General features: G+C 61.3%; 13 protein-coding genes and 2 tRNA genes. 8 read left to right on the top strand and 7 right to left on the bottom strand.

The genetic code is table 11. The annotated features are described in order from the left end of the window. Positions 1 to 44: 44 nt before the first annotated feature. From gyrA to HNP00_RS18940, 6 genes are all read left to right on the top strand, one after another. Positions 45 to 2786, top strand: coding sequence for a DNA gyrase subunit A (gene gyrA, locus HNP00_RS18960; protein ID WP_184741273.1), 2742 nt, complete (start codon positions 45 to 47; stop codon positions 2784 to 2786). Beyond that, on the top strand, positions 2783 to 3478 hold the full coding sequence (locus HNP00_RS18955; protein WP_184741272.1) for a DUF3566 domain-containing protein: 696 nt from the start codon (positions 2783 to 2785) through the stop codon (positions 3476 to 3478). The genes gyrA and HNP00_RS18955 overlap by 4 nt, the downstream gene beginning before the upstream one ends. Before the next feature lie 113 nt (positions 3479 to 3591). Then, positions 3592 to 3665 (top strand) — tRNA-Ile (locus tag HNP00_RS18950). Positions 3666 to 3716: 51 nt separating this feature from the next. Then, entirely contained in the window at positions 3717 to 3839 is a 123-nt protein-coding gene (locus tag HNP00_RS23020) for a DLW-39 family protein (protein WP_395893838.1), read from the top strand. A gap of 72 nt (positions 3840 to 3911) precedes the next feature. Next, positions 3912 to 3987: transfer RNA gene (locus HNP00_RS18945), tRNA-Ala, on the top strand. A 66-nt stretch (positions 3988 to 4053) separates the two neighbouring features. Further along, positions 4054 to 4962, top strand: coding sequence for a DMT family transporter (locus HNP00_RS18940; RefSeq protein ID WP_184741271.1), 909 nt, complete (start codon positions 4054 to 4056; stop codon positions 4960 to 4962). A 40-nt stretch (positions 4963 to 5002) separates the two neighbouring features. Here HNP00_RS18940 and HNP00_RS18935 read toward each other — a convergent pair whose 3' ends face one another. Together HNP00_RS18935 and HNP00_RS18930 are read right to left on the bottom strand one after the other, a co-directional pair. Then, positions 5003 to 5890, bottom strand: coding sequence for a glycosyltransferase family 2 protein (locus HNP00_RS18935; protein WP_221451638.1), 888 nt, complete (start codon positions 5888 to 5890; stop codon positions 5003 to 5005). A gap of 122 nt (positions 5891 to 6012) precedes the next feature. Then, a complete protein-coding gene (locus HNP00_RS18930) occupies positions 6013 to 6960 on the bottom strand; it encodes a hypothetical protein (protein ID WP_184741270.1) in 948 nt (315 codons plus the stop codon). Positions 6961 to 7113: 153 nt separating this feature from the next. On the opposite strand from HNP00_RS18930, the gene HNP00_RS18925 reads away from it, so the two are divergent. Together HNP00_RS18925 and HNP00_RS18920 are read left to right on the top strand one after the other, a co-directional pair. Continuing rightward, on the top strand, positions 7114 to 7656 hold the full coding sequence (locus HNP00_RS18925) for a peptidylprolyl isomerase (protein WP_184741269.1): 543 nt from the start codon (positions 7114 to 7116) through the stop codon (positions 7654 to 7656). A 21-nt stretch (positions 7657 to 7677) separates the two neighbouring features. After that, entirely contained in the window at positions 7678 to 8547 is an 870-nt protein-coding gene (locus tag HNP00_RS18920) for a rhomboid family intramembrane serine protease (protein WP_184741268.1), read from the top strand. An 18-nt stretch (positions 8548 to 8565) separates the two neighbouring features. Here HNP00_RS18920 and HNP00_RS18915 read toward each other — a convergent pair whose 3' ends face one another. The 5 genes from HNP00_RS18915 to HNP00_RS18895 form a co-directional block, all read right to left on the bottom strand. Next, positions 8566 to 9033, bottom strand: coding sequence for an SRPBCC family protein (locus HNP00_RS18915; RefSeq protein ID WP_184741267.1), 468 nt, complete (start codon positions 9031 to 9033; stop codon positions 8566 to 8568). A 47-nt stretch (positions 9034 to 9080) separates the two neighbouring features. Further along, positions 9081 to 9458, bottom strand: coding sequence for a helix-turn-helix transcriptional regulator (locus tag HNP00_RS18910; RefSeq protein WP_184741266.1), 378 nt, complete (start codon positions 9456 to 9458; stop codon positions 9081 to 9083). 623 nt (positions 9459 to 10081) lie between these two features. Further along, positions 10082 to 11437 (bottom strand): FtsW/RodA/SpoVE family cell cycle protein, encoded by a 1356-nt coding sequence (locus tag HNP00_RS18905; RefSeq protein WP_184741265.1) that lies wholly within the window; start codon positions 11435 to 11437, stop codon positions 10082 to 10084. Positions 11438 to 11555: 118 nt separating this feature from the next. Next, complete coding sequence (locus HNP00_RS18900; RefSeq protein WP_184741264.1) at positions 11556 to 12578, bottom strand: cation diffusion facilitator family transporter; 1023 nt, start codon at positions 12576 to 12578, stop codon at positions 11556 to 11558. After that, positions 12575 to 12937, bottom strand: coding sequence for a metalloregulator ArsR/SmtB family transcription factor (locus HNP00_RS18895; protein WP_184741263.1), 363 nt, complete (start codon positions 12935 to 12937; stop codon positions 12575 to 12577). The genes HNP00_RS18900 and HNP00_RS18895 overlap by 4 nt, the downstream gene beginning before the upstream one ends. Positions 12938 to 13074 lie beyond the last annotated feature (137 nt).

Below are 13074 nucleotides of genomic sequence, written 5' to 3'. Positions count from 1 at the left end.
AATATTCCAGAACTGACATATACCTGAAACGGAAATCATAAACTATGAGTGAAGAAACACCCGAGGTCCCCGCTGAGTCGGCCGGCATTCCGGAACCCGTACTAGAGGGCGATGTGCTGACCGACCGCGTAGACCAGGTGGACCTCCAGACGGAGATGCAGCGTTCCTACCTGGACTATGCGATGGCCGTTATTGTTGGCCGTGCGCTTCCGGACGTCCGCGACGGCTTGAAGCCGGTTCACCGTCGGGTGCTCTACGCGATGTTCGACGGCGGCTACCGCCCGGACCGCTCCTTCAACAAGTGCGCCCGCGTGGTGGGCGAGGTCATGGGCCAGTACCACCCGCACGGTGACACCGCGATCTACGATGCCTTGGTCCGCCTCATCCAGGACTGGACCATGCGCTATCCGCTGGCGCTCGGCCAGGGCAACTTCGGTTCCCCCGGCAACGACGGTGCCGCAGCTCCGCGATACACGGAAACCAAGATGGCCCAGCTGGCTATGGAAATGGTCCGTGACATCGACGAGGAAACTGTCGACTTCCAGGACAACTACGACGGCAAGAACCAGGAACCCACCATCCTGCCGGCGCGTTTCCCCAACCTGCTTGTCAACGGTTCCTCCGGCATCGCCGTCGGTATGGCCACCAACATTCCGCCCCACAACCTCCGCGAAGTCGCAGAGGGTGTGCAGTGGTATCTGGCCAACCCGACGGCCAGCCGTGAAGAGCTTCTTGAGGCATTGCTCGTGCGCATCAAGGGTCCGGATTTCCCGACCGGTGCCACCATCCTGGGCCACAAGGGCATCGAGGACGCGTACCGCACGGGCCGCGGCTCCATCACCATGCGCGCTGTGGTGAACGTGGAGGAACTTCAGGGCCGCACGTGCCTGGTGGTCACCGAACTTCCGTATCAGGCCAACCCGGACAACCTGGCCATCAAGATCGCCGAACTCGTCAAGGACGGCAAGATCCAAGGCATCGCGGACCTCCGCGACGAGACGTCCGGCCGCACCGGTCAGCGACTGGTGATTGTCCTCAAACGCGACGCCGTGGCCAAGGTTGTGCTCAACAACCTCTACAAGCACACCCAGCTGCAGGACAATTTCGGTGCCAACATGCTGGCGATCGTCGACGGGGTACCCCGCACACTGAGCCTGGACGCCTTTATCCGGCACTGGGTGACCCACCAGATCAGTGTCATTGTCCGGCGGACCCGCTACCGCCTGCGCAAGGCCGAGGAAGAGGCGCACATCCTGCGCGCGCTTCTCAAGGCCCTGGACATGCTGGATGAGGTTATCGCGCTCATCCGAGCGTCCAACACCACTGAGGCCGCCCGCGATGGCTTGATGGGGCTGCTGGATATCGACGAGCTCCAAGCCCGCGCCATCCTCGACATGCAGCTCCGCCGGCTCGCCGCATTGGAACGGCAGAAGATCCAGGACAGGCATTCCGAGCTTGAGGCCATGATCACGGAGTTCAACGCGATCCTGGCCTCCGAACAGCGCCAGCGCGACATCATCAGTCAGGAACTGGCTGAGATCGTGGCCAAGCATGGTGATGACCGCCGGACCCACATCCTCATGGGCTTCGACGGTGACATGTCCATGGAAGACCTCATCCCCGAGGAAGAAGTGGTGGTCACCATCACCCGCGGCGGATACGTCAAGCGCACCCGAAGCGACAACTATCGTTCGCAGCAGCGCGGCGGCAAGGGCGTTAAAGGTGCCCAGCTTCGCGGCGACGATGTCGTGGAACACTTCTTCGTCACCACCACGCACCACTGGTTGCTGTTCTTCACCAACCTGGGCCGTGTGTACCGGGCCAAAGCGTACGAACTCGCTGAGGCCGGCCGTGACGCCAAGGGACAGCATGTGGCAAACCTGTTGGCCTTCCAGCCGGACGAGCACATCGCCCAGGTCCTTGACTTGCGCGACTATGAGCAAGCCCCGTACCTGGTGCTCGCCACCAAGAACGGCCTTGTGAAAAAGACGCGCCTTGAAGATTACGACACCAACCGCACCGCGGGCGTGATTGCCATCAACCTTCGGGATGAGGACGAGCTCGTCTCGGCGCAGCTTGTGTCCGAGACAGACGATCTACTCTTGGTTTCCCGCAAGGGCCAGTCGATCCGCTTCACGGCCACCGACGAGGCACTGCGCCCCATGGGGCGGGCCACCTCGGGTGTGACCGGCATGAAGTTCCGCGAAGACGACGAACTCCTCGCGGCCGACGTCGTCCAGGATGGCTCTTTCGTTTTCGTGGTGACCGAAGGCGGGTACGCCAAGCGCACCGCCGTCGAGGAATACCGGCTCCAGGGCCGTGGCGGCCTGGGCATCAAGGTGGCCAAGCTTCAGGAAGAGCGTGGCGATCTTGTCGGCGCGCTGATCGTCAACGAAGAAGACGAAGTCCTGGTAGTCATGGAGGGCGGCAAGATTGTCCGCTCCGCCGTGGCCGGTGTTCCTGCCAAGGGTCGCGACACCATGGGCGTCATTTTCGCGAAGCCGGACAAGAATGACCGCATCATCGAAGTGGCACGCAACAGCGAACGCGGCCTTGATGGCGAGGAAACCGACGACGAACAAGGCGATGGCGCTGACAGCGACTCAGCCGTCAATAGTGTCGAAAATCCTCTTGGAGGACCGTCCGAGGCGGCCAATGACGTAACGTTGGCTGCAAACGGCGGCGCCGATGAGGCGACCGCAACGGCCGAATCGGGATCGGCCGCGGGATCCGGTAATGGGTCCGGCGTCGAGCTGAACGAAGACAACACCGGAGGTAACGAGTGAGCAATTCGGACTCATATCCCAAGCCGAGTACGGGTGTCCCCGGAGGATTCCGGCAGCCGTCGGCTACTCCGCGGGTAGACGCACCGGCCCGTCCCCAGCAGGGCCCCGCGGCAGCCGCATCGAATGCGGCGGGAGCTGGCGCCGAAAGGGTCCCAGGTCAGCGCCCGGCCGTTCCCGGCCAGCGGCCTGCACAGGGTCAGCAGCGCCCCGCAGGGCAGCGCCCGGCCGTTCCCGGCCAGCGGCCTGCACCCGGCCAGCGGCCCGCACAAGCTCAGCAGCGTCCGGCCGCCGGGACTCCGGGTCTTGTGAAGCCGGCACCGAAGGCAAAGGTCCGCCGCGCCCGCCTTCTGGTCAGCAAAGTTGATCCGTGGTCAGTGCTCAAGATGGCATTCCTGCTGTCCGTTGCCCTGGGCATCGTGACGGTGATTGCCGCGATCGTTCTCTGGACCGTTCTGGACCTCACCGGTATTTTCAACCAGGTGGACAGCCTCCTGGGCACGCTGGCAGGTTCCGAAAGCGGCGGCTTTGAACTCAAGAAGGTCGCATCGCTCGGACAGGTTGCCTCCTTCGCCACCATCATTGCCGTCGTGAATGTGGTCTTGCTGACCGCCCTCTCCATGCTGAGCGCGGTGCTGTATAACATTTCGGCAACACTCGTCGGTGGCATTGGAGTGACCCTCACCGACGACTAGCCCAAATCCTCGCAAAGAGGGGGAAACTGCTGGAAAACAGTGGTGAAAATACCTCGATTTGAGATCGGGCCGGGATGTGCTGTAAAGTCATGTCTCGGCCCGAAGAGGTATCGGGGCGTATAGCTCAGGCGGTTAGAGCGCTTCGCTGATAACGAAGAGGTCCCAGGTTCAAGTCCTGGTACGCCCACGGAACCTGCACAGGTTTTGCTCAAGGTTCGGGAAGCTGAACCGGAACGGGGTGCGTGTGAAGAAGTTGCTCATAGTTGCAGCTGCGATCGCAGGCGTCCTGCTCTATAAAAAAGTGCAGGAATCCGAAGCCCGGAAAACAGTCTGGAGCAAGGCAACCGACACGGTTGACTAGCCAGGACGCCCGGTCTGGACATGGTGAAAACCATGGAATGATCTGCGGTAGTATGGATGGGTTGCTTCTTATGGGGGCATGGCGCAATTGGTAGCGCACCTGCTTTGCAAGCAGGGGGTTCGGGGTTCGAGTCCCCGTGCCTCCACCATAAGAAAGAGTCCCGGTCAGAAATGACCGGGACTCTTTGCTTTAACCACTTCACTAAGGTTGAAATGTGAATTTCATTGTTGCCGCTTTGGGCGTGCTCGGTGTCGCATCTTCCGGACCCCTCATCGCGGGAACGCTTGGCGCCACGTCTGTCACGGCACTGGCTATCGCCTTCTGGCGGAACGCAATCGCCGCCGTCGTCATGGCTTCGCCGGTCCTGATCCGCGAACCCCGCCAGTTCCGGAATGTCACACGTTACGAGTTCACGTGGTCCGCCGTCGCCGCCGTCGCGTTGGCCTTCCACTTCGCGTGCTTCATCACGGCGCTTCAGTTGACGTCCGTTGCCGCCGCGACCGCCCTGGTGTGCTTGCAGTCGGCGTGGATCGCGGTTTTCCAGCTCCTTCGCGGCACTCGGCACCGTTGGCCGGTCCTGGTCGGCTTGGGCATCGCTCTGGGCGGCGTCGCGGCCATTACGGGCTTCGATATGGGATCTTCGCCCAAAGCTTTCCTTGGTGACGTCCTGGCCCTCGCTGGAGGCGCTTTGGCCGGACTGTATACATTGGCCGGAGGCAAGGCACGCCAGAGCATGGGGACCGGGACCTACACGACGCTTTGCTATGGGATCTGTGCGGCCATTGTTGCCGTTCTGGCTCTCGCCAGCGGCGAGCCGCTTGTAGGGTTCGACGCCGGAGGCTGGGTGGGGATTGTGGCCATCACCGTGTGCGCACAACTGGTGGGCCACACCGCCTTCAACCACCTTCTCGCCACGATCAGCCCGCTGCTTGTCTCCATGATCATCCTGCTGGAGATTCCCGGCGCAGCCCTTCTTGCCGCGATCTTCCTGCATGAGACCCTGCCTGCCGGGACTTATGCGGGGTTAGCCTTGATCCTGGCCGGACTCGCCGTCGTCGTAGCTGGTCAGCGGCGCGGCAAGGCCGGCCCCGAGGGCAAGATCGCCGAGCTCGGCACTGACTGAGCCCCGGTATGGCTGGCGCGGGAGGTTGCCGAGCGTGTGGCTACAGGCCGCCGCGGCGGACGCCCTGGGTGCTTGAGTTGGCCGTGTGGATTGCCCGGAGCAGCTTCGCTGGAAAATAGACCGAGAAGAACACCACCATAGGGGCCTTCAGCGCCATTTTCTTGACGTTGTGGGCCTTGTAGGTGCGGTCGAAGCGGGTCACGTAATAGCGGTAGTCGCGAGGTGAATCCTCGAGCCTGCGGGCGGACATTCCGGAGACCATCTGCGGCCAGTACTGAACCCTGAGATCGTGGTCGGCAAGGTGCAAGGAAAGATCGATATCCTCATGCATCTCGTCCTTCTCGTCCAGGCAAGTCTCGTCACGGATGGTTTCCCACGCGGAACGCCGGAGCGCCATGTTGGAGCCAAAAAGGAAATGGAACTGGTGCTTCGCAAGCCGAAGCATGAGCTGGCGCATTTTGTCGTCGGCCTTGAGCCCGAATCGACGCATGGGCATGTCGTAGTAGACCACGGGACCTGTGGCGGCCTGTGCAGAGGGATCCGCGAAGGCCTTCTGGACCTGCTCAACCCAGTCCGGTTCCAGGACGGAGTCGGCATCGATCCGGCCCAGAATCTCCGAAGTGGCGCTATTGAGGCCGAAGTTGCGGGTGGGAATGAGTCCTTGTGTCTTGTCCTGGCTCAGCAGGATGATGGGGCTCTCCGGGTATTCCTGCTGCATCTGCTGGACGATCTGGGCAGTGCGGTCCTTGGACATGTTGTCCACGACGATGATCTCGTCCGCAGGCACTGACTGATAAACGGCCGCGATAAGGCATTGCCGTATGACGCTTTCCTCGTTGAAGGCCGGAATGACGATTGAAACGCTCGGCTTCACGGGCGCGACGAGTGCGTTACTGGCTGCATCTGCGGAAGATCTATCGGCTAGCATCCCCATAAATCTAGCATCAGGCTGGTGTCCGCTGAGGAAGCCTATGGTGACATGTGGCCAAACAATTGAAGGGACCCCGGCGAACCGGAATCCCCTCAACGTGGAGCGAGTGTGGCTTTCTCCTAGGCGTCGTGCTTGCCTGCTTCGTCCGTGGCTGCCTCGTGTTTGCCGGCCTCGTCCTTATGCAGGCTGGCGGCGATGTTCTTCACCGCGGTCTTGGCGTCGGTCGCCACTTTTGCAGCAGCATCCTTAGCGTCCTCGACGGCCTCCTTCGCCTTCTCCGTTGCAGTCTCGGCTTTGTCAGCTACTTTTGCGGCGACGTCGTCAACCTTTTCGGCAACCTTCTCTGCTGCGGCGGCAGCCGGAACCGGTGAAGGGGTCACGGGGACCGGAGTCTTCCACGGGTCTTCTACGGGGCGGCTTGCCTTCCATACGGCAACTCCTGCTGCCGCAGCTGCTGCAAGAACAGTGAAAATCAAGAGGCCGCGCTTCTTGGGCTTCTTGTTCTTGGCGAGTTCGTTGGAGACTGCCTTTGATGCTTCCTCCGCTGCGGTTTTCAGCTGGGCCTTGGTGGCCTGTGCCTGCTCCTGGAGATTGTGCACCACTCCCGAGTCCACGAGTTTCTGGGCGACGGCATCCACCTGGGCGGGTGCATTCTCGAGGGCGTGGTGGACAACTTCGGAGGCTTGACCGAGCTGCTCGGAGAGCTTCGGCAAGTACTCCTCGACAACCTTGTCCCGGGCGTGGCTGAGGGCCGGCGTGGCCTTGTTGAGTGCTTCTTGGATCTTTGGCGAGGCGTCCTCGACGGCGTCGTGGATCTTCGGCGCGAGGTTCGCCAGGCCTTCCTGGAGTTTCGGCGTGACGGTGGCAACGCCGTCGGCGAGGTTGTGCGCAGCCGATTTCAGGCCTTCCTGGAGTTTCGGCGAAGCGGTGTCGATACCGTGCTGGATACGGGGAACCGCCCAGCTCACAGCTGCTTCGACGCGGGGCGTCGCCCAGTCCTTGGCATTCTCGACACCATTCACAACGGTGTGTTCAAGTTCGCGGGCAATCCGGTCCGATTTCTTCACAACTACCTCCCGATCAACATGCTCGTTTGTTGTTAGCCTACGTCGCTTGACCGGCACCGGCTATTGCTCCAGCGGATTCGTGGAAGATTTCACCGAGCGCGGAACCGCGTTCCTAGCCGCCTCGCCGTTGACCCTGCATGAAAGAATGGCGCTATGACCATCGCAACCGCAAAAGCAACTTTCCACACGAGCCTCGGCGATATCGTGGTTGACCTCTTCGGCAACCACGCGCCCAAGACGGTCGCCAACTTCGTAGGCCTGGCCACCGGCGAAAAGTCCTGGACGCACCCGGAGACCGGCGAAGACAAGTCCGGTACCCCCCTTTACAACGGCACCATTTTTCACCGGATCATCAAAGACTTCATGATCCAAGGCGGCGATCCCCTCGGCCGCGGCATCGGCGGACCGGGCTACAAGTTCGACGACGAGATCCACCCGGAACTGAACTTCAACGCCCCGTACAAGCTGGCCATGGCCAACGCCGGCGTCCAGATGGGCAAGGGCACCAACGGTTCCCAGTTCTTCATCACCACCGTCAACACCGACTGGCTCTACGGCAAGCACTCCATCTTCGGTGAGGTTGCGGACGAAGAGTCCAAGAAGGTTGTCGACGCCATCGAGGCCGTCCGCACCGGCATGGGCGACCGCCCGGTTGAAGACGTCGTCATCAACAGCATTGACGTCGTCCAGCTCTGATCCCCGGAGTCTGAGCAGCAGATGAGTTACGGAATCCCGGCGGCAGAGCCGTCCGCAGACATTCCGGTGTGTCCCAGGCACCCGGACAGGCCTTCCTATGTGCGGTGCCAGCGTTGCGGGCGTCCTGCATGCCCCGAATGCCAGCGGGCGGCCGCCGTCGGGTTCCAATGCATTGACTGCGTCAATGAAATGAAGCGTTCGACGCCGGCCGTGCGTTCCGCCTATGGCGGCGCCATTTCGACCGGTCGGCCCTTGGCGACGTACCTGCTTATTGGGCTGTGCGCCCTGGTGTACGTCCTGCAGTGGCTGATTCCCGGCAATGTGGTGGAGGACCAACTCGCCTTCGCATCTGTTTACGCCACCCCGCATTTTGGCGCCTTCGAACCCTGGCGGATGCTGACCTCCGCCTTTGTCCATTCCCAGGGCTTTGTCTTGCACATCGTGCTCAACATGTACATGCTCTGGATCTTTGGCCAGGTGCTTGAGCCCGTTCTGGGGCGTATCCGCTTCCTGGCTGTTTACCTGCTGTCCGCCGTCGGCGGCTCCGTTGGCTTTCTGCTCCTCACCCCCGTATTGCCTCCAACCGGAGTTGAAGGTGCGTCCGGTGCGATCTTCGGCCTCTTTGGCGCACTCTTGGTGGTCCAAAGCCGGCGCGGCGGCGACACAAGGCAGCTCTGGATCCTCATTGCCATCAACGGCGTGATCGGCTTCGTTGTCCCCGGAATCGCGTGGCAGGCACACTTGGGCGGCCTCATCACCGGTGGGCTGTGTGCCGCTGTGATCGCCTTTGCTCCGCGTGGACCGCGCCAGGCATTGTTGCAGACTGCCGGCATGGCAGCGGTGGCCGGGGTTCTGGTCCTGGCTACCGTCCTGCGGGCCACGGCGGGCTAGCCGCTCCTCGCGCTTTTACTACAGGAGCGCCTCCAAGCGATCCATCGATTCTTTGATGCCCGATTCCATGCCGCTTGCCACTGCCATGTCCCTCGCCTCGACCGACGGGAACACCGAGTGCTGCACCACGCGGGTGCGGCCTCCGAGGTCCTCAAACCTGGTGGTGTCCAGCGTGACCTGACCGGGGGCGCCGTCGAATTCGAAGGTCTGGATGATCCTCAATGGTTCCTGGACTTCGTGGAGCACCCCGCGGAAGCCGAACTCGTTGCCTTGGCCGTCCGAGTGGATGTAGCGGTAACTGCCTCCGGTCCTCGCATCGTAGGACTCAAGACGTATATCCAGGCGACGCGGACCCATCCACTTGACCACGAGTTCGGGGTCCGTGAACGCTCGGAACACACGATCTGGTGCGGCGTCGAAGTCGCGGCTTGTGTCGATGAACGGCGTGCCGGCCGTGACGTCAATGGTTGTTGCGTTGGCGCTCATTTTTCTTTCTCCTTTTCCAGATGTTTCTCTTCGACCCGATCAGCGGTCTATCCGGCCAGCGGGGTTTCGTTAGCCAACAGCTCATCCAACCGGGCGAAGCGTTCCTCGGCTTGAAGGCGGTAGTTTTCGATCCACGCCGCCAAGGGACCCAGCGCCGTGGTGTTCAGGTGGCAAGGACGGCGCTGCGCTTCCTTGCTCCTCGTGATGAGCCCAGCACCTTCCAACACCTGTAGATGCTTTGAAATGGCTTGGAGGGTGACGGTGAATGGCTGGGCGATCTCATTGACGGTGGCATCGCCCAAGGCCAATCGCGCCAGTATCCTGCGACGGACAGGATCGGCGAGAGCCATGAAGGCCCTATTCAGCTGGTCTTCAGGATCCAGCTGTTTCTGATCCAGCGCTGCTGTTCCCGCAGTCTCCGGCATGCGTCTCCCCTGCCTGGCTCAAAGCTCAAGCATCGTGGACTTCGGAGTTTTCCACAGTGCCCAAGCGCCCTTGGTTATTCAAATAATTGGTTTATTCAAGCTTCTGGTTGATCAACTAGTTCATTGAATAGAAATAGCGTAGAACCTTGAACTGGGCCCGTCAATACCTCGGCGAAGTTTTCCACAGGGGTTATCCACAATGTGTGTAACTTACAAGCATGTAGTTCGGTGATGGATTGGCCGTCTGGGGCGAGACGGCGGGGGTGGCGGATTCTCCTGGGGATTAACGTCCACAACTGTGGATAACTTTTGCCCACACGCCTGTGGTTATGTGGATAAGAAGCGCCCTATTTCGGGATGTGTGGACAACCTCACCATTGGCGGCGGCGGGAGTGTTGTATCAACAGGGTTATCAACATTGTTAATAACTCACATGGTTGTAGTTCGACGATTCATGGGCGGCCTGTAAGCGCGCCGTTACGGGAGTTTTCCACTTTGTCGCCACAGCTTTTCCCCAACTGTGGATAACTTGTGGGTACCTGCCTGTTGTTAAGTGTGTAACTCCGGTGGTGGCGGCCTGGACAGGCTTGTTCGCTACGTGGGTTCAGCGTGTCTGGTGGGCGTCAGGCCGGGACGTGCTCGGCCTGGGAAGCGACCGCTTGGGGCCTGCGGGCTGCGTCACTGATCCGCAGCAGCAGTGCAACGATGATCCAGTTGGCAAGGAGGGAGGACCCGCCCGCGGAGAGGAACGGCGTCGTCAGTCCTGTGAGGGGAATAAGGCGGGTGACGCCGCCGATGATGATGAAGCATTGAAGCGCCATGGTGAAGGACAGTCCGCACGCGAGGAGCTTCCCGAACGCATCTCGGATGCCCAACGCCGCCCGGAATCCCCTCGTGAAAAGCAGCAAATAGAGGAGCACGATGGCGAACAGCCCTATCAGGCCGAGTTCTTCACCAAGGGAGGCGACGATCATGTCGCTGTTGGCGAAGGGCACAAGGTCCGGGCTTCCGAGCCCGAGGCCTTTTCCGATCAGGCCGCCGTCGGCCATTCCGAAGAGGCCTTGGACAATCTGGGCACTACCTCCGGGAAAGCGGGTGTACACCTGGGGGTCAAAGGCGTTGACCCAGGCGTCGATGCGTAAGCCGACGTGGGAAAAGATCTTTGCCGCGGCGTATCCTCCCACCCCCATGAGTATCAGGCCGAGAACCAGCCAGCTGGCTCGGCTCGTGGCAACGTAGATCATCACCATGAACAGCCCGAAGAGCAATATGGACATGCCGAGATCGTGCTGGAAGACCAGTACGCCCACACTCGCGGCCCAAGCGGTGACCATCGGCCCAGTGTCCTTGATCCTGGGGAACTGCAGGCGCCCGAATTTCCTGCCCGCCAACAAGATCAAGTCCCGGTTGGAGGACAAGTATCCCGCGAAGAAGACGGCGAGGGTGATCTTCACGATTTCCCCAGGCTGGAACTGCAGGGACCCTAGGCGTATCCAGACATTTGCGCCGTTGATATCGCCGGCTGAAATGCCCGGGACGAGGGGAAGGATGAGAAGGGCAGCGCTGACAGAAAGGGCAATGAAAGTGTACCGGCGTAACAGCCGGTGGTCCTTTAATAGCCACAGCACGGCGGCCGCGACCAGGACCGAGACGATCGTCCAGTTGAGCTGATTGGTCCCCGCAGTGCTCCCGGTTGACGCGTCCAAGCGTCGGATCATGGCGATGCCCAAGCCGTTCAAAGCCACGACAATGGGGAGGATCACTGGATCCGCATACCGTGCCCTGAACCGGAGGACGACGTGGAAGACCCCGGCCAGCGCAGTCAAGGTTCCGGCTTGGAGCCAGAATCCAAAATCGAGGGCTTCCTTCTTGTCCACGCTGGTCATTGCGATGGCCCCGACGCCGACGCCAAGGGCGAGTACCAGCAGCACCATTTCGACGTTCCGGCGAGGCTTCGCCAGAACCGCTTGCTGGCTCATGGGCATCTTCTTTCGTGGATTTCGAGCGGGCCGGGCGGTCCCTTCTCAGCGGGTCGGTGTTCAGTGGGTCATCATAGCCCCAGCAGCTGGGCGCCTGTTGGGAATGGAATCCGGCCTTTCAGCGGCCCGGTCCTGTCACAGGCTGTATCACGATGTCGTCGAGCTTTGGGAGCGCGCGCCCAAGCTGATGCCGCGCGTCGTCGACCGTTTCTTCCACGGCGGAGAGGGCCGTGTTGGCAACGACGATGGTAGCCGCCCCCAGAAGACGATGGCCAACCCAGCGAAGCCGCAGCTTCGGCACGGAAAGCACGCCGGGGGTCCTCTCCAACGCCGATTGGGCGTGATCGAGCAGTTCGGGCTCTATTCCGTCCATCAGGCGCCGTCCTACGCTGCGTATAGTGCCCCAGAGCAGGACGATGATGGCCGCCGAAATCAGCAGTCCGACGATAGGGTCGGCCAAAGGGAATCCGAGCAGCACGCCGCCGGCACCGAGTACCACGGCGAGCGAGGTGAATCCGTCGATCCGCGCATGAACGCCGTCGGCGACCAGCGCAGCGGACCCGATCTGCCGGCCAACCCGGATTCGGTAGACAGCTACGAATTCATTGCCCGCAAAGCCGATGAGCCCGGCTGCGAGAACCCACCACAGGTTGTGGAGGGGTTGTGGATGGAACAGCCGGTCAATGGACTGCCATGCGGCGACCACAGCAGAAAGGGCAACCACGACGACGATGAACAGTCCCGCAAGATCCTCCGCCCGTCCGTATCCATAGTTGTAGCGGCGAGTTGCCGCTCGACGTCCCAAGATGAACGCAATCCACAAGGGCACGGCGGTGAGCGCGTCCGAGAAGTTGTGGACGGTGTCGGCCAGCAACGCGACGGAGCCGCTGACAAGGACTACAAGAAACTGCAGCACGGTGGTGCCAAGGAGGATGAAGAGGCTGATCTTCAGAGCCCGGATGCCCTGCGTACTGGACTCGAGGGCATCGTCGATGGAGTCTGCGGCATCGTGGGTGTGCGGGACAAAAAGCTCATACAGCCACCCCTTGAAGCCCTTGTGATGTTCGTGGTCATGGTCATGCGCGTGGTCGTTGGCGTGCACATGGCCCGCGTGATGACCAACTTGCTGGTGACTGTTCATGCCGTTTCCTGTTCTGGGCGGTGGTGTGCAGGGCTGCCGCCGAGGGCGTGTTCCGCTTGGAAGATGGCATCTGCCACCAGTTGGCGGGCGTGTTCGTTCTCCAGCCTGTACATGACCTTGGTTCCGTCCTGCCGTGTTGAAACCATTCTCGCCAGGCGCATTTTGGCGAGGTGCTGGGATACAGCTGCCGGGGACTTCCCCACCAGCTCAGCTAGGGCACCGACGGCCATTTCGCCGTCCCGGAGCGCCAGGATGATCCGGACCCTCGTGGCATCGGCCAACATCGCGAACACTTCCACCGCCAATTCAACATACTGACTGTCGACACCCAGCGAGCAACCGCTCTTATCTGCATTCATACGCAGATTCTTTCACACTTCTCGACCAGTGCCCTTCCGGCGAGTCGAAAAGGCGAAGCGAAAGCCCAGGCGGCTACCGGGGCAGGACGGGCCTGAATGAAGTTCTCAATGCCTCCGTGGTGAACTCTCAATGAACC

Origin of the sequence: Arthrobacter sp. AZCC_0090 (genome assembly GCF_014207375.1) — a bacterium.
GTDB lineage: Bacteria > Actinomycetota > Actinomycetes > Actinomycetales > Micrococcaceae > Arthrobacter.
Note: the sequence above shows the minus strand (reverse complement) of the source record. Positions and strands in the feature narration are given on the sequence as shown.

Coding starts and splice junctions, on each gene's coding strand:
- gyrA (WP_184741273.1), top strand. CDS start 45: ATGAGTGAAGAAACACCCGAGGTCCCCGCTGAGTCGGCCGGCATTCCG.
- HNP00_RS18935 (WP_221451638.1), bottom strand. CDS start 5,890: ATGCTAGCCGATAGATCTTCCGCAGATGCAGCCAGTAACGCACTCGTC.
- HNP00_RS18925 (WP_184741269.1), top strand. CDS start 7,114: ATGACCATCGCAACCGCAAAAGCAACTTTCCACACGAGCCTCGGCGAT.
- HNP00_RS18920 (WP_184741268.1), top strand. CDS start 7,678: ATGAGTTACGGAATCCCGGCGGCAGAGCCGTCCGCAGACATTCCGGTG.
- HNP00_RS18915 (WP_184741267.1), bottom strand. CDS start 9,033: ATGAGCGCCAACGCAACAACCATTGACGTCACGGCCGGCACGCCGTTC.
- HNP00_RS18910 (WP_184741266.1), bottom strand. CDS start 9,458: ATGCCGGAGACTGCGGGAACAGCAGCGCTGGATCAGAAACAGCTGGAT.
- HNP00_RS18905 (WP_184741265.1), bottom strand. CDS start 11,437: ATGAGCCAGCAAGCGGTTCTGGCGAAGCCTCGCCGGAACGTCGAAATG.
- HNP00_RS18900 (WP_184741264.1), bottom strand. CDS start 12,578: ATGAACAGTCACCAGCAAGTTGGTCATCACGCGGGCCATGTGCACGCC.
- HNP00_RS18895 (WP_184741263.1), bottom strand. CDS start 12,937: ATGAATGCAGATAAGAGCGGTTGCTCGCTGGGTGTCGACAGTCAGTAT.